The sequence below is a fragment of the Rhodococcus sp. P-2 genome (assembly GCF_016598535.1).
Lineage (GTDB): Bacteria > Actinomycetota > Actinomycetes > Mycobacteriales > Mycobacteriaceae > Rhodococcus_F > Rhodococcus_F baikonurensis.
This window is the reverse complement of record NZ_CP066779.1, coordinates 73,518-99,030: the sequence shown is the minus strand read 5'-3', so window position 1 is coordinate 99,030 and position 25,513 is coordinate 73,518. Positions and strand designations below refer to the sequence as shown.

The 25,513-nt window shown below is 64.0% G+C and carries 19 protein-coding genes; 9 read left to right on the top strand and 10 right to left on the bottom strand.

Translation table 11 applies throughout. The annotated features are described in order from the left end of the window. Window positions 1–6 precede the first annotated feature (6 nt). The 4 genes from I7X09_RS00470 (at window position 7) to I7X09_RS00455 (ending at window position 5,601) form a co-directional block, all read left to right on the top strand. Window positions 7–2,001, top strand: coding sequence for an APC family permease (locus tag I7X09_RS00470; protein ID WP_095970528.1), 1,995 nt, complete (start codon window positions 7–9; stop codon window positions 1,999–2,001). 48 nt (window positions 2,002–2,049) lie between these two features. After that, entirely contained in the window at window positions 2,050–3,318 is a 1,269-nt protein-coding gene (locus I7X09_RS00465; protein WP_200315049.1) for a class I SAM-dependent RNA methyltransferase, read from the top strand. 154 nt (window positions 3,319–3,472) lie between these two features. Further along, complete coding sequence (locus tag I7X09_RS00460) at window positions 3,473–3,961, top strand: MarR family winged helix-turn-helix transcriptional regulator (RefSeq protein ID WP_095970526.1); 489 nt, start codon at window positions 3,473–3,475, stop codon at window positions 3,959–3,961. Between the two features lie 5 nt (window positions 3,962–3,966). Then, on the top strand, window positions 3,967–5,601 hold the full coding sequence (locus I7X09_RS00455; RefSeq protein ID WP_185564972.1) for an MDR family MFS transporter: 1,635 nt from the start codon (window positions 3,967–3,969) through the stop codon (window positions 5,599–5,601). 51 nt (window positions 5,602–5,652) lie between these two features. On the opposite strand, the gene I7X09_RS00450 is transcribed toward I7X09_RS00455, so the two are convergent. Together I7X09_RS00450 and glsA are read right to left on the bottom strand one after the other, a co-directional pair. Beyond that, window positions 5,653–6,318 carry an SIMPL domain-containing protein gene (locus tag I7X09_RS00450; RefSeq protein WP_200315047.1) on the bottom strand — a complete coding sequence of 222 codons (666 nt, stop codon included), beginning with the start codon at window positions 6,316–6,318 and terminating at the stop codon, window positions 5,653–5,655. A gap of 9 nt (window positions 6,319–6,327) precedes the next feature. Continuing rightward, the gene (glsA, locus tag I7X09_RS00445) at window positions 6,328–8,154 is read right to left on the bottom strand and encodes a glutaminase A (RefSeq protein WP_095970523.1); all 1,827 of its coding nucleotides are present in this window, start codon (window positions 8,152–8,154) and stop codon (window positions 6,328–6,330) included. Between the two features lie 252 nt (window positions 8,155–8,406). On the opposite strand from glsA, the gene dxs reads away from it, so the two are divergent. Then, on the top strand, window positions 8,407–10,353 hold the full coding sequence (gene dxs / locus I7X09_RS00440; protein WP_200315045.1) for a 1-deoxy-D-xylulose-5-phosphate synthase: 1,947 nt from the start codon (window positions 8,407–8,409) through the stop codon (window positions 10,351–10,353). Window positions 10,354–10,441: 88 nt separating this feature from the next. On the opposite strand, the gene I7X09_RS00435 is transcribed toward dxs, so the two are convergent. The 3 genes from I7X09_RS00435 to I7X09_RS00425 form a co-directional block, all read right to left on the bottom strand. Further along, complete coding sequence (locus tag I7X09_RS00435) at window positions 10,442–11,884, bottom strand: sugar porter family MFS transporter (RefSeq protein WP_124569724.1); 1,443 nt, start codon at window positions 11,882–11,884, stop codon at window positions 10,442–10,444. 213 nt (window positions 11,885–12,097) lie between these two features. Then, window positions 12,098–12,568, bottom strand: a complete 471-nt coding sequence (locus tag I7X09_RS00430) for an SRPBCC family protein (RefSeq protein ID WP_234036759.1) — start codon at window positions 12,566–12,568, stop codon at window positions 12,098–12,100. A gap of 40 nt (window positions 12,569–12,608) precedes the next feature. Next, window positions 12,609–13,625: an iron-siderophore ABC transporter substrate-binding protein gene (locus tag I7X09_RS00425; protein ID WP_200315043.1), complete on the bottom strand. Its 1,017-nt coding sequence runs from the start codon at window positions 13,623–13,625 to the stop codon at window positions 12,609–12,611. Between the two features lie 124 nt (window positions 13,626–13,749). On the opposite strand from I7X09_RS00425, the gene I7X09_RS00420 reads away from it, so the two are divergent. After that, window positions 13,750–14,301, top strand: coding sequence for a TetR/AcrR family transcriptional regulator (locus tag I7X09_RS00420; protein WP_095970519.1), 552 nt, complete (start codon window positions 13,750–13,752; stop codon window positions 14,299–14,301). Between the two features lie 102 nt (window positions 14,302–14,403). Then, window positions 14,404–15,975, top strand: coding sequence for a GMC oxidoreductase (locus I7X09_RS00415; protein ID WP_095970518.1), 1,572 nt, complete (start codon window positions 14,404–14,406; stop codon window positions 15,973–15,975). A gap of 66 nt (window positions 15,976–16,041) precedes the next feature. Here the strand turns inward: I7X09_RS00415 and I7X09_RS00410 are convergent, their stop codons facing one another. The 5 genes from I7X09_RS00410 to I7X09_RS00390 form a co-directional block, all read right to left on the bottom strand. After that, entirely contained in the window at window positions 16,042–18,147 is a 2,106-nt protein-coding gene (locus I7X09_RS00410) for a 3-hydroxyacyl-CoA dehydrogenase NAD-binding domain-containing protein (protein WP_200315041.1), read from the bottom strand. Then, window positions 18,148–19,368, bottom strand: coding sequence for a thiolase family protein (locus tag I7X09_RS00405; RefSeq protein WP_200315039.1), 1,221 nt, complete (start codon window positions 19,366–19,368; stop codon window positions 18,148–18,150). A 161-nt stretch (window positions 19,369–19,529) separates the two neighbouring features. Then, the gene (locus tag I7X09_RS00400) at window positions 19,530–20,819 is read right to left on the bottom strand and encodes an HRDC domain-containing protein (RefSeq protein WP_200315037.1); all 1,290 of its coding nucleotides are present in this window, start codon (window positions 20,817–20,819) and stop codon (window positions 19,530–19,532) included. An 11-nt stretch (window positions 20,820–20,830) separates the two neighbouring features. Next, complete coding sequence (locus I7X09_RS00395) at window positions 20,831–22,237, bottom strand: WS/DGAT/MGAT family O-acyltransferase (RefSeq protein WP_095970516.1); 1,407 nt, start codon at window positions 22,235–22,237, stop codon at window positions 20,831–20,833. Between the two features lie 60 nt (window positions 22,238–22,297). After that, the gene (locus tag I7X09_RS00390; protein ID WP_095970515.1) at window positions 22,298–22,888 is read right to left on the bottom strand and encodes a DUF3000 domain-containing protein; all 591 of its coding nucleotides are present in this window, start codon (window positions 22,886–22,888) and stop codon (window positions 22,298–22,300) included. A gap of 168 nt (window positions 22,889–23,056) precedes the next feature. Here I7X09_RS00390 and hemE point away from each other — a divergent pair, with 168 nt between their 5' ends. Further along, complete coding sequence (gene hemE, locus I7X09_RS00385) at window positions 23,057–24,154, top strand: uroporphyrinogen decarboxylase (protein ID WP_200315035.1); 1,098 nt, start codon at window positions 23,057–23,059, stop codon at window positions 24,152–24,154. Next, a complete protein-coding gene (locus tag I7X09_RS00380) occupies window positions 24,151–25,512 on the top strand; it encodes a protoporphyrinogen oxidase (protein WP_200315033.1) in 1,362 nt (453 codons plus the stop codon). The genes hemE and I7X09_RS00380 overlap by 4 nt, the downstream gene beginning before the upstream one ends. The last annotated feature ends 1 nt before the right edge of the window (window position 25,513 follow it).

Below are 25,513 nucleotides of genomic sequence, written 5' to 3'. Positions count from 1 at the left end.
TTGCACGTGTCTAAGCTCTCGACCGCTACCAAGCGGCTCCTGCTCGGTCGGCCGTTCCGAAGCGACAAACTCGGGCACACGCTGCTACCCAAGCGAATTGCACTACCGGTCTTCGCGTCCGACGCGATGTCATCCGTCGCGTACGCCCCCGAAGAAATCTTCCTGGTTCTCTCCGTCGCGGGTATTTCCGCGTACGCGTACACGCCCTGGATCGGATTGTCCGTAGCCATCGTCATGGCTGTGGTGGTGGCGAGTTACCGCCAGAACGTCCACGCCTACCCGTCCGGTGGCGGCGACTACGAGGTCGCAACGGTCAACCTGGGCCCGACCGCCGGTCTGACCGTCGGTAGTGCGCTGATGGTCGACTACGTGCTGACGGTCGCGGTGTCGATATCGTCGGCGGCGTCGAACATCGGTTCGGCTCTACCGTTCGTCGCGCAGCACAAGGTGCTGTTCGCGGTCGCCGCGATCGTGTTGTTGACCGCGGTCAACCTTCGCGGTATCCGTGAATCCGGCACGGCGTTCGCGATTCCGACATACGCGTTCATCGTCGGTATGTTCCTGATGCTCGGGTGGGGATTCTTCCGGATCTACGTCCTGGGTGAGGACGTGCACGCGGAATCGTCGTCGTTCACGCTGAACGCCGAAGACTCGCATCTGTACGGAATTGCCTTCGCGTTCCTGATAGCTCGCGCATTTTCCTCGGGCTGCGCCGCCCTGACCGGCGTCGAGGCCATCAGCAACGGCGTACCGGCGTTCCAGAAGCCGAAGTCGCGCAACGCCGCCACGACCTTGCTGCTGCTCGGGTCGATCGCCATCGTCCTGCTGATGGGCATCATCATCCTGGCTCAGAAGATCGGCATCGTCTACGCCCACAATCCGCAGGAACAGCTGGTCGGAGCCCCGGAGGGCTACCACCAGAAGACCTTGATCGCGCAGATCGCCGAAGCCGTGTTCAGTGGTTTCCCGATCGGATTCTTCTTCATGGCAATCGTCACGGCACTGATCTTGGTTCTGGCCGCGAACACCGCGTTCAACGGATTCCCGGTACTCGGATCGATTCTGGCGCAGGATCGGTACCTACCGCGTCAGCTGCACACCCGCGGCGACCGATTGGCGTTCAGCAACGGAATTCTCTTCCTCTCCGGTGCCGCTATCGCATTCGTCGTGGTGTTCGGCGCCGAGGTCACCAAGCTCATCCAGCTGTACATCGTCGGCGTCTTCGTCTCGTTCGTGCTCAGCCAGACCGGCATGATCAAGCACTGGACTCGGCATCTGAAGTCCGAGACCGACAAGTCTCAGCGCGCCCGCATGCAGCGTTCGCGAGTGATCAATTCGATCGGTCTGGCAATGACCGCCACAGTCTTGATCATCGTTCTGATCACCAAGTTCGCGGCCGGCGCGTGGATCGCCATCGTCGCGATGGTCGCGATCTTCATCGTGATGAAGATGATCCGCAAGCACTACGACAGCGTCGCGGCCGAGCTCGAGGAGCAGGAGTGGGACGGTGTGCTGCCCAGCCGCACGCACTCGATCGTGCTCGTCTCGAAGCTGCACATGCCGACCATGCGAGCTCTCGCCTACGCGCGAGCCACGCGACCGGACACCCTCGAAGCCATCACGGTCAACGTCGACGAGCCAGACACCCGTGCACTTGTGCGTGAGTGGGAGAAGAGCGACGTGACGGTTCCGCTCAAGGTGATCGAATCGCCGTACCGCGAAATCACCAAGCCGGTTCTCGACTACGTCAAGCGTGTACGACGCGATGCCCCGCGTGACGTCGTCACCGTGTTCATCCCCGAGTACGTTGTCGGACACTGGTGGGAGCAGATCCTGCACAACCAGAGTGCGCTCCGCCTCAAGAGCCGCCTGCTCTTCCAGCCCGGCGTGATGGTGACAAGCGTTCCGTGGCAGCTGAGTTCGTCGGCCAAGGCGAAGCCGCTCGACATCGAGAAGACCGCAGGCGCCACGCGTCGCGGTTACGACACCGGCGAGAAATGATCACCGGCGAGAAATGATCGGCAACATCGAAATGGCAGGCGTAGTTCGTTGAGTGAGAATTGGACCGGGCAGACCTTCGAGGTCGATCTGGGCAACCCCGGTCACGGCGGGTTCGTCGTCGCCCGGCACGAGGGGCGGGTCGTGTTCGTCCGTCACGGTTTGCCGGGGGAGCGGGCGCTGGTCCGGGTGACCGAGGACAAGGGCGGATCGTTCTGCCGCGCCGACGCTATCGCCGTTCTCGACGCATCTCCGCATCGCATCGATCCGACCTGCCCGATCTCCGGCCCGGGCGGGGCAGGCTGCTGCGACTACTCGCACGCGGATCTGAGCGTCCAACGTGAGATGAAGACCTCGGTCGTGCGGGAGCAGCTTCTGCGACTCGCTCGCGTCGAATCGGACGTCGAGGTGGAGGAACTGCCCGGAACCGGAGACGGAACGGGTTGGCGCACGCGAGTCCGGTTGGCGGTGGACGGGCACGGCGTCGCCGGATACCACGCGTACCGCAGCAGCCGGATCGTCACCGACTTGCGGTGCACTCAGATCGATCAGAGCGCCTACGACGGTCTCGGTGGCCAGCAATGGACGCCGGGCAGTGAGCTGCAGGTCGTTCTCGACGCCACCGGCGAGCGGCACGTCGTGGAAATCGCCGCGCCCGCTGTGTCCAAGACGGGACGACGGACTCCGGGGCGTCGCGGCGCCATGGCACGCCGAGCGGCAAGCGGCGGTCCGCGAAAGACGCGCGTGGCCATCGGGTCGGAAACAGTGATCGAGCGCGTCGGCAATCGAGAATGGGCGCTGTCCGCCACAGGTTTTTGGCAGGCCCATCGCAGCGCTGCGAACGCGTACTCACAGGTGGTCGGAGATTGGGCCGGAGCCGCTACCGACGACACGGCCTGGGATCTCTACGGCGGAGTCGGGGTTTTCGCAGCTGTGCTCGCCGACCTTGTCGGGCCGTCCGGGGTCGTGGAGTCCGTCGAATCCTCGGCGCGAGCAGTCTCCGACGGACGGGAAGCGCTCTCGGATCTCGGTCAGGTGCGCTTCCACAGTGCCCGAGTCGAGAACGTTCTCCCGGATCTGGAGCGATCGCCTGCCGTCATCGTGCTCGATCCGCCACGAGCGGGCGCGGGTCGTCCGGTCGTCGAAGCGCTCGCCGCAACTGGCGCCGAGCGGATAGTGCACATCGGCTGCGACCCCGCGTCGTTCGGTCGCGATATCGGTCTCTACCTGGAGCAGGGCTTCAGAATCGGCGGCCTCCGGGCGTTCGACGCCTTCCCGCAGACTCACCACATGGAGTGCATCGCGCTCCTCGAACGCTGACGCGTGCCGAATTCTTTCCCCGAACGGGTGTGACGCTTCTCGCGTTCACAACAGTTGCTTGCATTACGCAACTAATCGTATAGTTTCGTTCTGCAAGTAGTTTTCCGTTTTCAAGTCACGGCTCATTCGGGCCACTCGAATTCAGGGGTAGGCAATGTCGGTACAGCCGGAGACGGCCCAGGCGCTCGTCGACACGATCTTCATGTTCGGCAGATCGCTGCGAGCCGCGGTCACCACCGGCGCAGACAGCCTGCTGCCGCCTGCACTGGTCAGCGTGTTGTTCATGCTGGCAGCGCGGGGGGAGTGCCGACAGAACGAATTGGCCGTCGATCTGTGTGTCAGTCAGTCGTCGCTCAGCCGACAAATGTCGGATCTGGTCGACGCGGGGTATGTCGAGAGAAATCCCGATCCGGCTGACAAACGGGCGTTCCGCATCCGAGTATCGGAAGAGGGACACGACGTTTTAAGGAAAACCACGCAGCGGCGTGCGGCGCGTTTGCGCAACATGCTCGAAGACTGGAGCCAGGAAGAGGCCATGGCCGCAGTGACATCGCTGCAACGTCTCAACGAGACGTTCGGCGCATCGAATCGGCAGGCCTCACCGGCAGTTCCGCACACGGGCGTAGAAAGTATTGGGAGATAAGGCACATGGCAGCAACAGTTGGAGAAACCCGGGCAAGTACCGGAGGTGACGGATCGCCCCGCGAAGCGGCCGCGATGACTCACCGCGAAATCCTCGAGGCACTCACCGGCCTCATCGCAGCGCTGTTCACCGCGCTGCTCAGCAGCACCATCGTTTCGACCGCGCTTCCCACGATCATCGGCGAATTGCACGGAACGCAGACTCAGTACGCCTGGATCATCACCACGGCACTGCTCGCCACCGCGGCATCGACGCCGATCTGGGGCAAGCTGGCCGACCTGTACAACAAGAAGGTCCTGGTCCAGACCGCGATCGTCATCTTCGTGATCGGTTCGGTCATCGCCGGCGCGGCACACAACGTTCCGTTGCTGCTCGGTGCACGTGTCATCCAGGGCATCGGTATGGGTGGCCTGACCGCACTCGTCGTCGCCATCATCGGCACGATCATCCCGCCGCGAGATCGCGGTCGCTATTCCGGATACATGGGTGCGGCCATGGCCGTCTCGATGTCCGGCGGACCGATCCTCGGCGGCGTACTCGTGGACACTGCCGGCTGGCGCTGGTGCTTCTACGTGTGTGTCCCGTTGGCAGTCATCGCACTGTTCCTGCTTCAGCGCACACTGCACGTCGAGACAGTGAAGAAGGACAACGTCTCCATCGACTGGATGGGCGCCACCCTGCTCACCGCCGGTGTCAGCGTCCTGCTGATCTGGGTGTCGTTTGCCGGCCAGGACGACTACTACGCCTGGTTCTCGAAGGAATCTGCCTTCTTCGTCATCGGTGGTCTGGCCCTGCTCGGCCTGACGATGTTCGTCGAATCCAAGGTCAAGGATCCGATCCTGCCGATCAAGATCATCACCGAGCGCACCACGGCTCTCGCCATCATCGCCTCGATCGCCGTCGGTGTCGGCCTCTTCGGCGCGACGACCTTCCTGACGCAGTACTTCCAGACCGCACGCGGATTCGATCCCACCGAAGCCGGATTGCTCACCATCCCGATGGTCGCCGGTATGCTCGTCGCTTCCGTCGGCTCGGGACAGTTGATCACCAAGTTCGGCCAGTGGAAGCCCTTCATCGTCGCCGGCGCAGTCCTGCTGCTTGTCGGTTTCGGACTGCTGTCGACGATCGACCACGCCACCAGCCTCTGGACCATCGGAATCTTCATCGCCATCGTCGGTCTTGGTACCGGCATGTTGATGCAGAACATCGTGCTCGCGGTGCAGAACACGGTCAGCGTCGAGAACATCGGTGCGGCCAGCAGTATCGTGGCGTTCTTCCGCACGTTCGGCGGCGCGATCGGTGTTTCGGTGCTCGGGTCCATCCTTGCGACCCGCGTCAAGACACTGACAGTCGATTCGGTGTCCACCTTGCCGCCCGAGCAGCAGGCGGTAGCCGGAAAGAGCCTGCAGGACGGCCTGGATCTGAGCAACATGCCTGACTTCGTCTCGCAGATCGTCCGGTTCGCTTACGGCGACGCAACAGGTCGGATCTTCCTGGTCGCAGCCGTAGTCGCGGTGGTAACGCTCGTGTCGGTCATCTTCATCCCGAACCGTCCGCTGCGCACCACGATCGACCTGGCAACCCCCGACGCAGAGCAGAAGTTCGAGGAAGAGCGCGAAGAGAAGAACCTCACTCGCTGATCCGCATGCCCGGCTGGTCTACTGCCGGCTGCGTCTTCTGAATTACTTCTGTCACGCCATAGCCCATCGAACGCGGACCGAGATCGATTCTTCGATCTCGCCGCGTTCGACGGCTATCGGGGCGGAATCCGCTTTCATCGCCGCGACACGCCCGCGCATCGGCGCGATCTGGTCGAAGTCCTCGAGCACCTCGAGGACTTCGACCAGATCTTTGTCTGCGAGGTCTGCGAACTGCCTGGCCTTCGATTCGGCTGCCGTCCACGCCAACTCGCGTGCTCTTGTCGCCAGATCGCTGCGATCGTCGAGATCGAACTCCAGTCCGTCCAGCCGGATCGCATCGCCGCCCACCGATACACATGCTGCGATGACGGCTGCAGGTGAGTTCGCCGCTGCCGGCTCCAGTTCTCGCAGGACGACTCGAAAAGTTGTCGAGGCCGTGAATCCTGTTGTCTCCTGGCGGCCTCCGTCACTCCAATGAGTTTGCGGATAGACGCTGAGTCCGGCGGTGGTGAGGTCCGCTCCGCGTACGCCGCGCGAGTGCAGGGTCTCGGTCAGAGCGCTGGACAGCCGAGCGACGGCGTCGAATGCGTCGGAGACGGCTGTCTGTGTCACCGATACTCCGATCGTCAGCCGCACGATGTCGGGAACAGCTGTAGCAGTGGCGGTTCCGGTGACCGTGACAGTGGACGGCTCCGAGGTGAGGGCGGTGGTCGGCATGTGTACTTCCTATCCGATTCGTCCGGCGGATATGACACTCCGCAACATCAGGTCCAGTTGCTCGTAGGCTCCTGCCGCAAGTCGTTCGAGCAGTGCAAGTTTCAACTCGGGTGCCTGCGCGGTCAGTTCTGCGTATCGCTCCGGTGTCAGGACGGCCACGGTGACCGTGGAATCGGCGCGAATGTCGTTGAGGAAGGGGGTGTCGAGGAACATCGTCATCTCGCCGAACGTCATTCCGGCGGAGAGCGTCGTGATCCGGTGCTCGACCCCGTGTGCGTCCGTGAACATGGTGCTGACCTGGCCACTGAGAATCAGGTAGAACCCCGAGGCCGATTCACCTCGGCGGGCGATCTTCTCACCGCGGGCATAGGTTCGCGTCTCCAATTCAGCCGAGAATCCCTCGATCTGTGCCGCGGACAGAGCATCGAGAACAGGGTGGTCCTCGATCGAGATCGTCGACGCCTGACGATCGGCTTCACAATGCACCGCAAGCAACGTGTCTTCGCACCACTGCATGGCGGAATCGAGGTCCGCAAAAACCCGACCACTTCTTCTGGCGGGATCGATGCTCGAACTCCGTTGTCCCAGTAGTCCTTGCGGATCGACGACCGCCACCGCGCAGGCTTGTTCGGCCAGCTGAACCTGCAGCGCAGTGATCATCCGCACCGCGACGTCGCTCGCGTCGTCGACGCGGCGGACGTCGATGACGACAACTTCGAGACCTTCGTCCACCGAGCCGATTTCGCGGACCGCCGATTCGGCACCGGTGAAGAGGAGGTCGCCGTGCAGTTCGTAGACCCGGCTGCGCTTGCCGACGTCGTCGAGCACAGCCTGTTCGGTCGGGGTGCGTCGTACTCGCGACGGCGCTTCGATGACGCTGTATCTGGCTCGGATCGAGGAGCGTGACGCCCGCGTCACGTGGAGGAAGTGCAGTTCGAGTTCCTTCGACAGTGCCCGGGCGGAAGCAACTCCGCGAACGCTGTTTCCGTGAACGTCGAGTCGGGGGGAGTACACCGCGATGCCGATCTGGCCCGGCAGAACGGCCAGGACTCCGCCGCCGACGCCGCTCTTGGCCGGCAATCCGACCTCCACCAGCCACTTTCCGGCGCCGTCGTACATTCCGCACGTTGCCATGACGCTGAGGACCTGCTCGACGCCCGCGGGAGCCAGCGCACGCTCGTGGGTGAGCGGATTGACACCGTTGTTCGCCATCGTCGCAGCCATCAGACTCAGATCGCGGCAGGTCACGTCGATCGAGCATTGACGGAAGTACAGGTCGACGGCCTCGTCTGGATTGCCGGTGATGACGTCGAACGATCGCAGCATGTGTCCGATCGCGCGGTTGCGGTGACCGGTGCGCGCCTCGGAGGTGTAGACCGACTCGTTGAATGCCAGTTCACGGCCCGCGTACCTCGAGTACGCCGAGCGGATGCGCTCGAAGCGGGCCTCGGGATTCGGGCCGGCAACCAGTGATGCAGCGGTGATCGCCCCCGCATTGATCATGGGGTTTCGTGGCCGTTCGGTGAGCGGGTCGAGGCTGATTTCGTTGAACGGCTCGCCGGATGGCTCGACGTCGATTTTCGCGGCAACCGCCTCGCTTCCCCGATCGGCGAGAGCCAAGGCGTAGGTGAAGGGTTTCGAGATCGACTGAATGGTGAACGGGATTCGCGAGTCACCGATCTCGTAGACGTAACCGTCGACGGTGGCGATGCAGATTCCGAACGAATCGGGGGCGACCGCCGCGAGTTCGGGGATGTAGTCGGCCAACTCGCCCTCGTCGAGTGATCGGACTTCGTCGAACACTCGCGTTATCAGGTCGTCGACCACAGTTCCCATACGTCGACCTTAAGCTGACATGGCGGTCGTTTTGTGGAACAAGAGTTGTCGAGTCGATTGCGACGGATCACATTTGTCTGTGATTGCGATCACGAGCGATCCGTGGGATTTCGCTGTTACGCGAAGTCACACCGGAATCGGGCCGAGTCCGCGTGTCGGTTCGCCGGAACGCTCCGTAGACTGGCAGCACTGTCGCGAAGACAGCCGCGGCGCGCACCGGTGCAGCTGTGAAGCACGGAGGGAGCGATCTCGTTGGGTGTTCTTGCCCGCATTCAGGGTCCTGACGATCTAGGTCAGTTGAGCCACGCCGAGATGACGGAGTTGGCCGACGAGATTCGTGAGTTCCTCGTGCTGAAGGTCGCTGCGACCGGTGGTCACCTCGGGCCCAACTTGGGCGTCGTGGAGTTGACCCTCGCACTGCACCGAATTTTCGACTCGCCGCAGGACGCGATCATCTTCGACACGGGCCATCAGGCCTATGTGCACAAGATCCTCACCGGCCGTCAGGATCAGTTCGACACCTTGCGTAAGCAGGGCGGACTGTCCGGATATCCGTGCCGCGCCGAGAGCGAACACGACTGGGTCGAGTCCTCTCACGCTTCCGCCGCTCTGTCCTATGCCGACGGACTCGCCAAGGCCTTCGCGTTGACGGGTCAGAATCGCCACGTTGTCGCCGTCGTCGGTGACGGCGCGCTGACCGGCGGAATGTGTTGGGAAGCCCTCAACAACATTGCGGCCGGCAAGGACCGTTCGGTGGTGATCGTCGTCAACGACAACGGTCGCTCGTACGCGCCGACCATCGGCGGGCTCGCCGACCATCTCTCGGCACTGCGGACCGCACCGAGTTACGAGCGCGCGCTCGACAGCGGCCGACGCCTGGTCAAGAGACTGCCCTGGGTCGGGCGCACCGCGTACTCCGTTCTGCACGGAATGAAGGCCGGTCTCAAGGACGCGGTCAGCCCTCAGGTCATGTTCACCGATCTGGGTATCAAGTACCTCGGACCGGTGGACGGACACGACGAAGCCGCCATGGAATCGGCGTTGCGCCGAGCGAAGGCTTACGGCGGGCCGGTCATCGTTCACGCCGTCACGCGCAAGGGCAATGGTTATGCACACGCCGAGAACGACGTGGCCGATCAGATGCACGCCACCGGCGTCATCGATCCCGTCACCGGTCGCGGCACCAAGTCGTCGGCGCCGGACTGGACGTCGGTCTTCTCGGCCGCATTGATCGAGCAGGCTTCGCGTCGTGAGGACATCGTCGCCATCACCGCGGCCATGGCCGGGCCCACCGGACTCGCGGCCTTCGGTGAGAAGTTCCCCGATCGGATGTTCGACGTCGGGATCGCCGAGCAGCATGCGATGACCTCGGCCGCCGGCCTGGCGTTGGGCGGACTTCACCCCGTCGTCGCTATTTACTCGACGTTCCTCAATCGAGCTTTCGATCAGTTGTTGATGGACGTCGCTCTGCTCAAGCAACCGGTGACGGTCGTGCTCGACCGCGCCGGGGTCACCGGAGTCGACGGCGCCAGCCACAACGGCGTCTGGGATCTTTCGCTCCTCGGAATCATTCCCGGGATCCGCGTCGCGGCACCGCGTGACGCAGACACGCTGCGCGAAGAACTGGACGAGGCGCTTCTCGTCGACGACGGCCCGACGGTCGTACGGTTCCCGAAGGGTGCTGTACCCGAAGCAATTCCGGCAGTGAAGCGACTCGACGGAATGGTCGACGTTCTCAAGGCCAGCGAGGGTGAGCGCGGCGACGTGCTCCTCGTCGCGGTGGGCCCGTTTGCATCCTTGGCGCTCGAGATTGCCGAGCGGCTCGACAAGCAGGGCATCTCGGTTGCCGTCGTCGATCCGCGGTGGGTTCTGCCGGTCGCGGATTCGCTGGTGAAGATGGCGGACAAGTACGCGCTCGTGGTCACCATCGAAGACGGCGGTCTGCACGGCGGCATCGGTTCGACGGTCTCGGCTGCGATGCGTGCCGCCGGCGTGCACACGTCCTGCCGTGACATGGGCGTTCCCCAGCAATTCCTCGATCACGCCAGCCGCGAAGCCATCCACAAGGAACTCGGACTCACGGCTCAGGATCTTTCGCGCAAGATCACCGGCTGGGTGGCGGGGATGGGCAGCGTCGGCGTCCACGTCCAGGAAGACGCGTCCTCGGCGTCGGCTCAGGGTGAAGTCGCGCAAGGCTGACAGCTCGTCTCGCAATAATCTCGAAAAGCGGTGGCCCTCGGATCAATCCGAGGGCCACCGCTTTTCGGTGTGAAACCGCGAGATCTCGCTACTGGACGGATTCGAGTGTGCTGCCTCGCGTTTCCTTCACGAACCTCAGGACGACGAACAGCGACAGTAGCGCCATGACGGCGTATCCGGCGTAGGTGTAGGACAGATTCCAATCGGCCAGGGCCGGGAATGTCCAGGACACCAGGAAGTTCGCGACCCAGTTGGTGGCGGTCGCAATTCCCACCGCTGCAGCACGCACGCGGTTGGGGAACATTTCGGAGATCAACACCCAGACCACCGGGCCCCAGGACAGAGCGAAGAAGAAGACAAATGCGTTGGCTCCGATGAGTGCGATCGTGGCGTTGGCTCCGGTCAGCGTGGCCACGGATTCGCCGATCTCGTTCTTCGTCACTGTTGCCGAATGGAAACAGAAGGCTGCGGTACCCAGTGAGATGGCCATACCGGCAGAACCGACCAGCAACAGCGGCTTTCGCCCGACCCGGTCGATGACGGCGATGGCCACGAACGTGCCGACGATGTTGACCAGAGCGCTCACGACACTGATGAGCAGCGAGCGATCGGCCCCGAATCCGACTGCCTGCCAGAGCGTGCTCGAGTAGTAGAAGATCACGTTGATGCCGACCAACTGCTGCAGTGCAGCCAACGCGATGCCGACCCACACCAGATGCGAGACGCCGAGCCGCTTCGAGAAGAGTTGGCGGACTGTGGTCTTGGCCTGCTTCTCCGTCAGTGATTCACGAATCTCGTTCATCCGTTCGGTGACGGCGTCGTGATCTCCGCCTTCGAGGTCGGAGATGATCTTGCGAGCTCGATCGTCCTTGCCCTGCGCCACGAGGAATCGCGGAGACTCCGGAATCGTGGTCGTCATGATCAGGTACAGGACTGCGGGAACAGCCTCGAGCATCAGCATCCACTGCCAGGCTTCGAGGCCCGCGATCTGATTGCGATCACCGCCGGCCGCTGCTTGGAGGGCATAGTTGACCAACTGCGACACGGCGATTCCGAGGACGATCGCCAACTGGTACATCGAGCCGAGGCGTCCGCGAATCGCGGCGGGGGAGATCTCCGCGATGTATGCCGGGGCGATAACTGATGCGAAACCTACGGCCAGGCCGCCGACCACGCGCCAGAACGTGAGGTCGTAGACGCTGAACGGAATTGCGGAACCGACGGCGCCGATGATGAACAGCACCGCGGCTATCTGCATGACGCGGATGCGGCCTAGTCGGTCTGCGAGTGTGCCTGCGATCCAGGCGCCGAGTGCTGCGCCGAGCAGAGTCAGTGAGACCGTGAGCCCGGTGCCCGAGGCGCCGATGTCGTACTTGTCTCGGATCGCACCGACTGCCCCGTTGATGACGGCGGTGTCGTATCCGAACAGAAAACCGCCGAGCGCGGCGGCGCCGGCGAAGAGCACTGCGTGTCCGACGTCGGCGCGAGTAGCGCCGGATCCACCGCCGGAGGCGGTTCCGCTGAATGCCATTCCTGCCCCCTCAAAGGCCCTACGGTCGACACCCCGATGCGCCGATCCATCCGCGAGCACTCTGCACGCTACGCCCACCGGAGGAGATTTGGCGGGGACTCACGCGCCGTTATCCAGCTGAGTCCATTCCCGCGTCGAATCAGGCCGACTCAGAGATGAGGTATTGATTGCAGTGACTATGCAGACAATCAGGCAGGCGCAGGTGAGATGGGTTTATTCGCCCGCGAGACGCTCGGCTCTGGCCGCGATGTCCTCGAGATCCTTTGCCATGAATTTCCGGGTCACCCGCGCGCCCAATCGACCGAATACTGCTGTGAAGATCTTCGAGATACGTGACGTGGATTCGGATTCACCGAAGAAGTGCATCTCGAGGATCGCGCCTGTGGCGTCAGGCTTCAGAGTGAACCCACTCGTGTAGTTCATGCCGTGGGAGTTGGCTTTGACGACCGTGCGGGTAGGAGCGTCGACTTCGGTCACCCACATGTCCTCGGTTGCTTCCTTGCCCATCATCTTCCGAGTCTCACGCCACTTGGTGCCGACGGCGTAGCCCTCTCCGGCGAGCCGTTCGATGCGGATCACGCCGGAGAGGGTCTCGGCAGCATTGTCGAGGTCCGTGAGGACCTGCCACACGGTCTCTGCCGGTGCTTTGACGTGCCGGGTTACGGAGATCGAAAGTTCAGCCATGCGGGTGAGCATAAAGACCGTGACCGACACTGCATCTTTTCTAGGTGGTTGCGCGCTTCGCGGCTTCGCTCAAGGTCGGTGTGATCTGGCCGAGGACCCACGGCGTGCTCAGGACGTTGACGTTGCTCAGTCCGCCGATGACGCGGGTGTCGCTGAGGAATGCGGTGGATCCGCGCTTGACCGCGTCGAGTCCACCTACTGCGGATATGCCGGACGGATCACCGGAACCGTCGGTGAAGCCGACGATCACATCGGCGTCGATGTCGGCGATGTTCTCGTAGGAGATCGTCTTGAAGAACGATCCGCCTGCGTTGTCCGCGGCGAGCTTCTCGACGCCTGGTGCGTTGACGAACCCGAGTTCGGTCAGCACCTGGACGCGCGGATCGGTGGGCAGGTAGACGTTGATGTTGCTCGAGTCGGTGTCGAAGTTGACCACTGCCAACGTCTTCCCCGCGAACTCCGGGTGGGCTGCGGCGGTATCGGCGAGAGTAGCGTCGAGGCCGTCGACGAGCTTGTCGGCCTCGTCGCTCTTGCCGACTGCCTCGCCGACGATGCGGGTCTGGTCCTGCCAGGATGTCTGCCAGGCAGCGCCGGGGTACGCGGCCGTCGGTGCGATCTTGCTCAGTTGGTTGTAGACGGATTCCTCGAAGCCCTCGTACGGCGCGAGGATGACGTCGGGTGTCAACGACGCGATGGACTCGATCGGCGGTTCTCCGCTGGCCGGCATGTCGAAGAGCGTGGTCTTGTCCGCGTCGAAGTATTCCTGCGCCCAGGGCATCACGCCGTTGTCGTCCGCACCGTAGGTGTACTTGGGCTGTCCGACCGGAGTCAGATCGAGTGCGTACAGGATGTCCTGCGCGTTCCATCCGAGAGTGACGAGGCGCTCGGGCTTCGATTCGATGGTCGTGGTGCCGAAGGTGTTCTCGATACTGACGGGGAATCCGTCCGTACCTTGTGCGGTCGTCGAGGTGTCCGTATCCGAGGAGCACGAGACAAGGGCGGTGACTGCAATTGCAGCGGCACCGAGGGCGGCAAAGCCTCGAACAGAAGATTTCATGAAGGGCAGCCTAACCTACTGATTTTCGGCAGCCAAACGAAACCGAGTGCGCTGTTTATGCAGGTGGGGGTGAGATGTGGGCCGGGTTTCGCGGGCCCCCGTTTCGGTGGGCGATACTGTTCCGGTGCGATCACAGCAAAAGATTCTCGCCGCCGCTCTCGGACTGATCGAAGGCGGCGGATTCGAGGCTGTGAACATTGCCGCGGTTGCCACTGCGGCCGGTGTCTCGCGTCAGACGGTGTACTCGATTTTCGGAACGCGAGAAGAGGTCGTCTCCCAGGCGATGGGCGGTCTTGCCATCGAGGTGCTCGGGGAGATCACGGCACAGGTGGAGTCGGTCGACACGGCGTGTGACTATGTCGTCGAATTCATCGTTGCCGCGCGAACTGCCGTGCGTGCTCACCCGGTTCTGGCGACACTGCTTCTCGCAGAACGGGGAAACCCCGTCTTCGACGTCGAAATGATGAGTCGAGCAATACCTTTCGCTACTCAGATGCTCACTCCGATGGTCGAACGTGGTCTCGCCACGGACGTGGAACTCGACGAGATAGTGGAAATTGCCGTGCGTCTCGGACTTTCGGTTGTCGCCTTCGACAGTGAGCTCGTCCATTCCGACGACTCCCTGCGCGCCTTTCTCGCGCGGTGGCTCGGGCCCGCAATTCGGTCGACCTCGTAGTTCCTCGCCTACTTCGTCAAAACCTTGACACTAGATCGTCAGAGTGTCTAGTTTTGGCGTGCCCGGGATTCTCTGGCGACATTCTTCGAGGGAGCACCAGTCATGTCCGGAGTGAAACGTAGATCGTTCTTGGCCGGTACGGCCGCCGTGGGAGTCGCGATGACGGCGCCACGCACTGCCAAGGCTGCAACAGGGATTCCGCTGACACGTGAAGTGCACCGTGTCGTGGTTATCGGTTCGGGGTTCGGCGGAGGGGTGACGGCACTTCGCTTGGCCGAGGCCGGGGTTCCGGTCACCCTGCTGGAGAGAGGGATTCGGTGGCAGACCGGGCCGAATGCCGAAACTTTTCCGCATCCCGCCAGTCCGGACAAGCGTATCCTCTGGCATCAGTCCAACCCGACTCTGTTCGGCAGGCCGGCGATCTTCGAGCCATACGCGGGTTTGTTGGAGACGGTGACCGGTGAGAACATGACCGCGATCTGCGCAGCCGGTGTGGGCGGCGGATCGCTTGTGTACCAAGGGATGACGCTGCAACCGGAAGAAGCGGTCTTCAACACGCACTTTCCGGAGGAGCTCGATTACGCACGAATGGACCGCGTCCATTACCCGCGGGTGGCGCGGATGTTGCAAGTGGAAACTGCACCCGACGAACTGATTTCCAGCCCGAACTACGAGGCGGCACGTGTATTCGCGCGTAACGCAACGCGTTCCGGTCTACCCGTGTCGAAGATTCCGATGCCGATCGACTGGAACTACGCGTTGGCCGAACTGCGGGGTGAGATGAAGCCGTCGTACACCAACGGTGACGGCGCGCTCGGTGTCAACAACGGCGGCAAGCATTCGGTGGACGTCACCTACATTGCGGCTGCGGAAGCGACCGGATTGGTCGAAGTGGAGACTCTGCACCAGGTCACCGATGTCGAGCGGGCGGCCGACGGACGGTGGCGTGTGTACGTGGACCGGACCGACATTTCCGGCAACATTCTCGAGAACAAGATTTTGACGACGGATGCGCTCGTGATGGCTGCCGGCAGCATGAACACCACCAAACTCCTGGTCCGCGCCGCGGCAACGGGGCGGATCACGGATTTGCCCGACGAACTCGGCGCGGGGTGGGGGACCAATGCCGACCGGATCTACATCTGGTCGGATCTCGCGGAGAATTTCGGCGCGACACAGGGCGGGCCGGTCGTCTACGGCAGCCGGAACTGGGAGGACCCGCACAACGCGTTCACCGTCATTCAGGCGTCGTTCCCGCCGGTGGCGTTCGACGCTCACAGCACGGTGATGGTCGGATTCGGTGTCAGTACCGACCGAGGTCGGTTCGTGTACGACTCGGTGCGGGGTGAGGCGGTGCTCCATTGGCCGAAGGACGGGGATTCGGCGATCCAGCAACGCCACATCGGGCCGGCGGCCCATCGGATCGCGGCCGGAGGTCTCCTGACCGACACGAACGCGATACTGCCGTCCACCTGGCATCCTCTCGGCGGCGCCTGCATGAACTCGGTGTGCGACCTCGATGGCAGGGTTCTCGGTCAGCGTGGGTTGTACGTGCTCGACGGTGCTCTGCTGCCGGGTAACTCCGCCGCGTGCAATCCGTCGATGACCATTGCCGCCGTCGCGGAGCGTGCACTCGAGAACATCGTGAAAGACGATGTGGGAATCCTCTTCTGAGTCTGCACAAACGCCACGGACGGCGTACCCGAAGGCACGCCGTCCGTGACGGTTCGATCGACTTTCTCAGACGCTGGCAACGCCAGGCGCGAGGAAGCGCTTGCCGTTGACGGCTTCGGAGGTGCCGGTCCGGTCCAGGTACGGCGTGATGCCGCCGTTCCAGAATCCGAATCCGCCGCCGAGCAGCAGGCAGAGGTCGATGTCCTCGGCTGCCGCTACGACGCCCTCGTCGAGCATGATCTGAATTTCCTCGGCGAATGCACGACGTGTGCGCTCGAGGACCTCTTCCGAGGTGGACACCTTGTCACCCTGCGGCCACAGCGCGGCGACCTCGGGATCGACGGCCTGACCGTTCCCGCCCCAGGTCCACACGCCGGGCTTGCGAGCCTCGACGAGTGCTTCGAGTCCCGGCGAGCTCTTGAACCGGTCCGGGTACGACTCCTGCAGGGTCTCACCGGTGTGCAGAGCCACTGCGGGTCCGACGAGGGCCAGCAGCGTGAACGGCGACATGGGCATGCCGAGTTCGGCGATGGCATTGTCCGCGACGTCGAAGGGTGTGCCTTCGTCGACGGCGGACATGACCTCACCCAAGGTGCGGGTGACGAGGCGGTTGAAGACGAAACCGGCCTTGTCGCCGCAGAGGACGGCGGACTTCTTCAGTGACTTTGCGGTAGCGAAAGCCGTTGCGAGAGTGGCATCGTCGGTCTTGCTGCCCTTGATGATCTCGAGGAGGGGAAGAACGGCCACCGGGTTGAAGAAGTGGAAACCGACCACGCGCTCGGGATGCTCGAGCCCGGACGCCATCTCCGTGATGGAGAGCGAGGAGGTGTTGGTCGCGAGGATGGTTTCGGGAGCGATGAACTGCTCGAGTTCTGCGAAGACCTTCTTCTTGACGTCCATGTTCTCGAAGACGGCTTCGATGACGAAGTCGGTCTTGGCGAACGCGGCCTTGTCGAGGGAACCGGAAACGAGTGCCTTGAGGCGGTTCGCGGCGTCGGGGGACAGACGCCCCTTGCCCTGGAGCTTCTCGATCTCGGTGTGGACGTAACCGACACCCTTGTCGATGCGCTCCTGGTCGATGTCGGTCAGGATGACCGGCACCTTGAGCTGGCGGACGAAGAGCAGCGCGAGCTGGCTGGCCATGAGGCCGGCACCGACGATGCCGACGCCGCTGACCTTACGAGCGAGTGAGCGGTCGGGTGCTCCCGCGGGACGCTTGGCGCGCTTGTTCACCAGATCGAATGCGTACAGACCCGCACGAAGCTCGTCCGTCAGGAGGAGGTCGGCGAGAGCCTCGTCCTCGGCCGCGAAGCCCTTGTCGAGCGAGGCGGCATCGGTGATGTCGGTGCTGCGAGCCAATTCGAGCAGCTCGACAGCCTTGACCGCGCCGGGAGCGTTGCCCTTGGTCTTGCCGTCGACGATCGCCTTCGCACGAGCGATCGCGTCGTCCCAGCCCTGGCCACGATCGATCTCGGGACGCGCGGGGGTGACGGTGCCGGCAAGAACCTGCGACGCCCAGGCGAGAGATTGCTCGATGAAGTCGGCGGAGTCGAGAACGACGTCGACGACGCCGAGTTCGAGTGCCTTCTTGGGGGAGAGCACCTTGTTCTGGTTCAGTGCGTTTTCGATCACCACGGTGACGGCGTTGGACGGGCCGACCAGGTTGGGGAGCAACTGCGTTCCGCCCCAACCGGGGACCAGACCGAGGAACGCTTCCGGGAGACCGAGTGCGCCCGCGTTGGCGGCAACCGTGCGGTAGTGGCTGTGCAGGCCTACTTCGAGTCCGCCGCCCAAGGCGACGCCGTTGATGAAGGCGAACGTGGGAACCGAGGACTCACGCAGGCGTCGGAACACCTTGTGGCCCAAGCGACCCAGTTCGAGTCCCTGCTCACGTGAGGTGATCGCGGGAACGCCCTTGAGGTCCGCGCCGGCGGCGAAGATGAAGGGCTTGCCGGTGACGGCGATGGCAACCGGGTTGGCTGCAAAGGCTTCGTCGAGGGCAGCGTCGAATGCTGCGAGTCCGCCGGGACCGAAGGACGACGGCTTGGTGTGGTCGAAGCCGTTGTCGAGGGTGATCAGTGCAAACGGGCCCTCGATGCCGGGGACCGAGATGATCTTCGTGTAGGCGTTCGTCACGACCTCGTCGGCGAATGCTGTTGCAATATCAGACATTTAGTTAACCCCTGCCTGGTAGTCAGCGTGGTTCGGGTTCTCCCAGATGACGGTGCCGCCCATGCCGAGGCCGATGCACATGGTGGTCAAGCCGTAGCGCACGTCGGGACGTGTCGCGAACTGGCGGGAGAGCTGCGTCATCAGGCGAACGCCCGAGGAAGCGAGGGGGTGGCCACACGCGATGGCGCCGCCCCACTGGTTGACGCGCGGGTCGTCGTCGGCGATGCCGTAGTGCTCGAGGAATGCGAGGACCTGAACGGCGAACGCCTCGTTGATCTCGAAGAGTCCGATGTCCTCGATCTTCAGGCCGGTGCGTGCCAGCAGCTTCTCGGTGGCGGGAACCGGGCCGATTCCCATGACGGCGGGGTCGACGCCCTGGTAGGCGAAGCCCACCATGCGCATGCCGACCGGCAGTCCGAGCTCGGTTGCGGTGTCCTCACCGGCGAGCAGGGCGGCGGTGGCGCCGTCGTTGAGTCCGGCGGCGTTACCGGCGGTGATGCGTCCGGCCGGGCGGAACGGCGTCTTGAGCTTCGCGAGATCTTCGACGGTGGTTCCGGGGCGCGGCGGCTCGTCCTCGGTGGCCAGGCCCCAGCCTGCAGAACTGCGGGTGGCGACGGGGACCAGGGTGTCGGCGATGAAGCCTGCCTTCTTGGCAGCGTCGTACTTGTTCTGGCTGTTCACGGCGTAGGCGTCCGTGCGTTCCTTGGTGATGGTCGGGAACCGGTCGTGCAGGTTCTCGGCGGTGTTACCCATCACGAGGGCACTCGGATCGACCAGGCGATCGGCGAGGAAACGCGGGTTGGGGTCTGCGCCCTCACCCATCGGGTGGTGACCCATGTGCTCGACGCCACCGGCGATCACGACATCGTACTGGCCGAAGCCGATACCCGACGCGGTGGTGGTGACAGCGGTCATCGCGCCGGCACACATGCGGTCGATGGCGAAGCCGGGAACGGTTTCGGGGAGACCGGCGAGGATCGCGGCCGTGCGGCCGATGGTCAGGCCCTGATCACCGGTCTGCGTGGTGGCTGCGACGGCCACTTCGTCGATCCGCGCGGGATCGAGCTGCGGGTTACGACGAAGCAGCTCACGAATCGCCTTGACGACGAGATCGTCTGCGCGTGTGTCGGCGTACATGCCTTTCGGGCCGGCCTTGCCGAACGGGGTGCGAATGCCGTCGACGAAGACGACGTTGCGTTGGTTGTTTGTGGATGGAGCCACGCGAATTCCTCCTGATGGAGCTGCCCACCGCACCGAAGGGCGGTGAGACGTTGGTTCGGCGATCACGGCCAGGCGTCCGGCCTCGTATCGAGCGTACTACTGCCCATTACTGACCGGTAACTTAACGTGCCGAATTGCTCCAACTTCACACCGGGGTCAGGTCAGGATTCAGGCGCTTCGGCCTCGGGTTCGGCCGGGACCACGGAGTTCAGTGCCTCGGCGAGGACAGGAACCGTCAAAGTGCGTTGCCAGCCACGTGCGCCTCCCGAAGTGAGCTTGGTCTCGATCGCACTCTCGACTTCGGCGATGTCCGAGTCGGGTTCCAATTTCCAGTCCCAGCACAGGCGCCTGACCAGGTCGGGTTGGAGCAGATTCTCCACCGGTACCGACACTTCTTTGCTCAGGTCCGACAGTGCGGCTCTGGCCGCCGTCAAGCGGTCCGCTGCCGCCGGATCCTGGCGGGCCCAGCGACCGGCGGCCGGAGGTCCGACGATGAGCGGGGTCTTCGGCGGAAGCTCGCTGTCGGGGAGCCTGCGCGCAGCTTCCAATGCGTCCATCCAGACACGTGAATACCGGCGTTGACGTGGTCCGCCGAAGACGGGAAGCGAGCGGAGCGCGTCCAACGACTGGGGATCTTTGAGGGCGGCATCGATGATCGCGGAGTCGGGAAGAACTCGGCTCGGCGACACGTCACGCTTGCGTGCGAGATCCTCACGGGCTTGCCACAACGCCCGCACCGCCGCCAACTGGCGCGTGGTCTTGAGCGAGGTGATGTGCGACGTACGACGCCAGCGGTCCGGTTTGGGCTTGGGTGGTCCGGCCAGACGGATGTACTCGAACTCTTCCTTCGCCCATTCGAGCTTGCCTTGGGATTCGAGTTCGGCTTCCATTGCGTCGCGCAATTCGAGAAGCACTTCGACGTCGAGGGCGGCGTAGTTCAACCAGGCGTCCGGCAGTGGACGTGTCGACCAGTCCGCAGCCCCGTGACCCTTGCGAAGTTCCACTCGCAGAGTTCGTTCCACAATCGCGGCGAGTCCGACTCGCTCGAACCCGGCCAGTCGACCGGCAAGTTCGGTGTCGAACAGCTCGGCCGGTGTCAGGCCCAGTTCGGCGAGGCCGGGGAGATCCTGATCGGCAGAGTGCAGCACCCATTGCAACGGGTTGATCACCTCGGCCAAAGGCTGCAGGTCTTGCGCTGTCGGAATCGGGTCGAGCAGGAACGATCCTGCTCCTTCGCGTCGGAGCTGGATCAGGTACGCCCGTGCCGAATAGCGGAATCCGGATGCCCGCTCGGCGTCCACCGCGAGCGGGCCGTGACCGGAAGCCAGCGCGGCCGCGGCACCGGAGACGCCGGCGGCAGTGGTGATGACTTCCGGAACTCCGTCACGCGGTACGAGCAGCGGAACTACGTCGGAGGTGGGCTCGGTCGCATCATCGGTGACTTCGGACATGGTCATTGACTCTACGTCGCAGTGGGGACAGTGGTTGTCACCTCAGCGTCGAACAGTTCGTCGAGAGCTGCCCCGAAACCTTGCGCGAGCTGGTCCAATTCGGGTGCCAGATCGGAGCAACTGACGATGCCGACGTCGAGTTTTCCGTCGAGCGACATCACCGTGACGTTCAGGCCCGCCCCGTGGAAGATCGGGCCGAGCGGGAACATTCCTTTGATCTGTGCACCGAGGAAGTAGAGCGGGACCGGCGGCCCGGGCACGTTGGAGACCACCAGGTTGGACACCACCGGATGACGCTCGGCGAGCTTGAGCGACGAGTACACGCGCATGGCGGCGCCGAATACCGCCGGTGATGCGAACTGTGACCAGTCCTGGAGCATGTTCGCGCCCAGGGCTTCGTTGTGGTTCTTCGAGGTGGCGTTGTAATCGCTGATCGCGTGCAGGCGTTCGACGGGATCGGCGATCTGGGTGCCCAGTTGCGTGAACATGCCCGAGATCTGGTTCGTGCCCGGCCGGTCGGACTTGCCGTGAACCGAGACGGGCACCATGGCGACGAGGGAGTCCTCCGGTAGTTCGTCCCGGTCCTCCAGATACTTACGCAGAGCTCCGGCGCAGAGCGCCAGGACCACGTCGTTGACCTTCACGCCGTGGCGGTCTTTCACGGCTTTCACCTTCGCGAGATCGAGTTGGCTGAACGCGACGTTGCGGTGGCCGGTGATAGCGCCGTTGAACGAGGTCCGCGGCGCGGTGAACGGCGCAGGCATGGCTTCACCCTTGCGTGCACGCGTCACCCACTTGGGGAGCATGGCGATTCCGCCGGGGACCAGACGGGCAATTCGTGCGGGCCGTGCGACGACGGCCATGAGTCCGCCGATCGCGATGTCGAGAGTTCCGGCGTCGCCCGCGCCCTGGGCATCGGGATCCACGAGAGCCGGCGAATCCGGTTCGAGGCTGCACAGCTGAGCCAGGATGTTTGCGCCGGTGACACCGTCGGCGGCGCTGTGGTGGATTTTCGACATGACGGCGATCTGCCCGTCGGCGAGGCCCTCGATGACCCACATCTCCCACAGCGGACGGGACCGATCCAGCGGCTGGCTGGCGATGTGTCCGGCAAGTTCCGCCAGTTCCGCGTGCGTTCCCGGCGCGGGTACCGCGGTTCGATGGCAATGCCGCTCGATGTCGAAATCGTGGTCGTCGACCCAGACCGGGTAGTCGAGATTGAGGCGAGAATCTTTGAGTTTGCGCCGGAAGGTCGGCATGGTGGCCATCCGCGAGTCCAACTCGCGGAGGAGCTTCCGGTAGTCGTAGCCGCCCGGAATGGTTGTCGGGTCGAGCAGGACAAGTCCACAAACGTGCAATAGCTGGGTCGGTGTTTCCAAGTAGAGGAAGGTCGCGTCGAGTCCGCTGAGACGTTGCATGACTCATTCTAGAACAGGTTCTAGTAATTTTCCGGGGAAATGCGTAAACGAGTAGCGGAGTCAGTCGCTCTGCCGCGACAGCGTGGTTATCCCGGCGGGCGGAAGCCCTGCCGCGTATGCCAGGACTTCACAGAAGGCCTCCACGTGGTGAGCCAGTTCGGAAGAAGTTGCAGTCCAGGACGCTCGCAGCTCGAGCTGATGGGCCCGGGGCGGCCCGGCGATGTCGCCGTACCGCACCGACGTGGTGGCCGTGACCGTACCGCCCAGGGCGACAAAAGGTTCCGGGCCGGCCTCGAGTGCATCCACCAGCCAACTCCAGGCTACTTCGGGAAGCAGCGGATCCGCGGCGACGGCTTCGTCGAGATCGGCTTGGATGTAGGCCACCAATCGCATGGTCCCGTTCCACGCCTCGTCGCCGTCCGGATCGAACAACAGGATCAGGCGGCCGAAGGCGTCACCTTCGGACTGCTCTGCCACGACGTCGGAGTCCGGGTGCAGAACCTCGGCTCCCACGGCGTGACTGTACGGAGCGAGACGCTGCGGCGGGCGGATGGGACCGACCTCTATCTCGGGCCGAACCCGCGCAGCGGTCATCGCCTCCACGGCGGCACGGAACTCGGCCGGGTCGGCTGTCGATCCGGATGTCGTCACAGGTCAGGACGTTAGTCGGGGATGTGGGCGGGGAGGTGGAGGCGCGCCGACCGAGAGTGGCCCGGGTGTGTGGCCGCTCACGAACCGCTCGGGTGTCCGATCCGGGGTGTCGGGCATGGCAGCATTGAGTCGATCGAAGACATACGTTGGCGGAGAGCGCGAGGACTGATGAGCGGGTTGGACAACATGAATTCAGGCACCACCGGGTCGGCGCAATACAGCGCTCGGCGAGTCTTGCCCGACGCACCGTTGCTTGCCGCGGCGACCGGACGCACTCCGAGTCGGCGGCCGGTGTGGTTCATGCGCCAGGCCGGGCGTTCGTTGCCCGAGTACCGCGAGATCCGCGCAGGGATCGGCATGTTGGAATCGTGCTTCGATCCGGCGCTGGTCTGCGAGATCACGATGCAGCCGGTGCGTCGTCACGACGTGGATGCGGCAATTCTGTTCTCGGACATCGTTGTTCCGCTCAAGGCCGCGGGAATCGATCTCGACATCGTTGCCGGTGTCGGACCCGTGGTTGCCAATCCGATCCGTTCGATCGCCGACGTCGCAGCGCTCCCGCGATTGGTCCCCGAAGAGGTCGGGGCGATCGCGCAGGCCGTTCGACTTCTCACCACCGAGTTGGGCTCCACGCCGCTGATCGGCTTTGCCGGAGCACCGTTCACCTTGGCGTCGTATCTGGTCGAGGGTGGTCCGAGCCGGAACCACGAGAAGACCAAGGCGCTCATGCACTCCGATCCGAAGACCTGGCACGCGCTGCTCGGAAGCCTGGCCGACACCACGATCTGCTTCCTGCAGGCGCAGCTCGAGGCTGGTGTCGACGCGGTTCAGCTGTTCGACTCGTGGGCGGGCGCCCTCTCGCTCGCGGATTACCGGGAATTCGTACTTCCGCATTCCGAGCGAGTGTTCGCCGAGGTTGCCGCTGCCGGCGTTCCGCGTATCCACTTCGGTGTCGGTACCGGTGAACTCCTCGGGGCGATGGGGGAGGCGGGCGCCGACGTCGTGGGTGTCGACTGGCGGATTCCGCTCGACGTCGCCGCCGGTCGTGTCGGCCCTGGCAAGGCTCTGCAAGGCAATCTCGACCCCGCCGTCCTGTTCGCCGGCCCCGAGGTGATCGATCGCGAGGTGCGTCGGATCGCCGCCGAAGGTGACCGCGCGATCGAAGCCGGCGCGATCGGCCACATCTTCAATCTCGGCCACGGCGTTCTGCCCGACACCGATCCGTCGGCGATCACGTCGGCGGTGGAGCTGGTGCACTCGCTGTGACGACCACTCGGCCGTCGGTCGCGGTGATCGGAGGCGGAATCTCCGGTCTGGTTGCCGCGTACCGGCTTCGGCGCAGTCTGGGCTCCGACGCCGACATCACGGTTGTCGACGACTCGCCGAGACTGGGCGGGAAGCTGCGGACGATCGATTTGGGCGGCGGCCCGGTCGACATCGGTGCCGAGGCGTTCATCGCCCGGCGGCCGGAGGTGCCTGCGCTTCTCGCCGAGCTGGGACTGACCGATCAGATCGTTCATCCCGCTGGGCTGAGCCCGTTGATCTGGTCTCAGGGCTCGCTGAATCGGTTGCCGGCCGGAACCCTGATGGGAATCCCTGCGTCGGCCGAGTCGGTGAGAGAACTTGTCGACGGGCAGACCTTGGCGCACATAGCCGCCGAGGCAGGCGTCCCGTTCGAGTGGACCCGTGGTTCCGATTGCAGTGTTGCCGAACTGGTTTCGCAACGATTCGGCGATCAGGTGGTCAGCCGATCGGTGGATCCACTGCTGGGCGGGGTGTATTCGGGGCTGGCGGACACCATCGGCGTGCGAGCAGCATTACCGACGCTCGCTGCGGCGCTCGATGCCGGGGCTCGTAGCCTCACGGCTGCAGTCGCCGCGGCACTGCCGACGCCTGCACCCGGACCGGTATTCGGAGCGCTCAGGAACGGTTACGGCATCCTGCTCGATGCGCTGCGGGAGGCCGCCGACGCGAAGTTCGTCCGAGGAGAGGCCTCGGGGTTACGCAGAGACGGGACGGGGTGGAACGTCGATCCGCTCGGCAGCGTCGACGCGGTGATTCTGGCTGTCCCGGCTCCGCGGGCAGCGACGTTGTTGGCCGGAGTCGATCCGGGGATCGCGAGTATCGCGGCGCGGATCGAACTGGCGTCGTCCGTGGTGGTCGCGCTCCGCTTGTCCGGGCAGGTCGAACTTCCGCAGAATTCGGGGATCCTGGTTGCCACCGACGCCGACCTGACCGCCAAGGCGTTCACGCTGTCGAGTCGAAAGTGGACGCACCTCGCTGATCGCGGCGAGCATCTCGTTCGCGTCTCGTTCGGTCGATTCGGTGCATCGGAGATCGTCCACCGGCCGGATGGAGAACTCATCGAACTCGCGCGCGCCGATCTCGAGACCGTGACCGGAATCACCGAGGTGCCAACAGCGAGCTTCGTGCAGCGGTGGCACGGAGGTCTTCCCCAGTACGCCCCAGGTCACACGGAAATCGTGGCCGAAATCGAGTCCGGGATGGCGCAGTTCGACGGCCTCGAAGTGGCCGGGTCATGGCTGCACGGCGTCGGGGTTCCGGCGTGTGTCGCAGTCGGCACGACGGCGGCTACACGGATATTCGAGCGAGTGGCACGATAGA

What these genes read in the sequence shown, in the direction of transcription:
- I7X09_RS00410 (WP_200315041.1), bottom strand. Translation starts at nt 18,147, where the DNA reads ATGTCTGATATTGCAACAGCATTCGCCGACGAGGTCGTGACGAACGCC.
- hemE (WP_200315035.1), top strand. Translation starts at nt 23,057, where the DNA reads ATGAGCGGGTTGGACAACATGAATTCAGGCACCACCGGGTCGGCGCAA.
- I7X09_RS00435 (WP_124569724.1), bottom strand. Translation starts at nt 11,884, where the DNA reads ATGGCATTCAGCGGAACCGCCTCCGGCGGTGGATCCGGCGCTACTCGC.
- I7X09_RS00395 (WP_095970516.1), bottom strand. Translation starts at nt 22,237, where the DNA reads ATGCAACGTCTCAGCGGACTCGACGCGACCTTCCTCTACTTGGAAACA.
- I7X09_RS00415 (WP_095970518.1), top strand. Translation starts at nt 14,404, where the DNA reads ATGTCCGGAGTGAAACGTAGATCGTTCTTGGCCGGTACGGCCGCCGTG.
- I7X09_RS00460 (WP_095970526.1), top strand. Translation starts at nt 3,473, where the DNA reads ATGTCGGTACAGCCGGAGACGGCCCAGGCGCTCGTCGACACGATCTTC.
- I7X09_RS00430 (WP_234036759.1), bottom strand. Translation starts at nt 12,568, where the DNA reads ATGGCTGAACTTTCGATCTCCGTAACCCGGCACGTCAAAGCACCGGCA.
- I7X09_RS00450 (WP_200315047.1), bottom strand. Translation starts at nt 6,318, where the DNA reads ATGCCGACCACCGCCCTCACCTCGGAGCCGTCCACTGTCACGGTCACC.
- glsA (WP_095970523.1), bottom strand. Translation starts at nt 8,154, where the DNA reads ATGGGAACTGTGGTCGACGACCTGATAACGCGAGTGTTCGACGAAGTC.
- I7X09_RS00455 (WP_185564972.1), top strand. Translation starts at nt 3,967, where the DNA reads ATGGCAGCAACAGTTGGAGAAACCCGGGCAAGTACCGGAGGTGACGGA.
- I7X09_RS00425 (WP_200315043.1), bottom strand. Translation starts at nt 13,625, where the DNA reads ATGAAATCTTCTGTTCGAGGCTTTGCCGCCCTCGGTGCCGCTGCAATT.
- I7X09_RS00400 (WP_200315037.1), bottom strand. Translation starts at nt 20,819, where the DNA reads ATGTCCGAAGTCACCGATGATGCGACCGAGCCCACCTCCGACGTAGTT.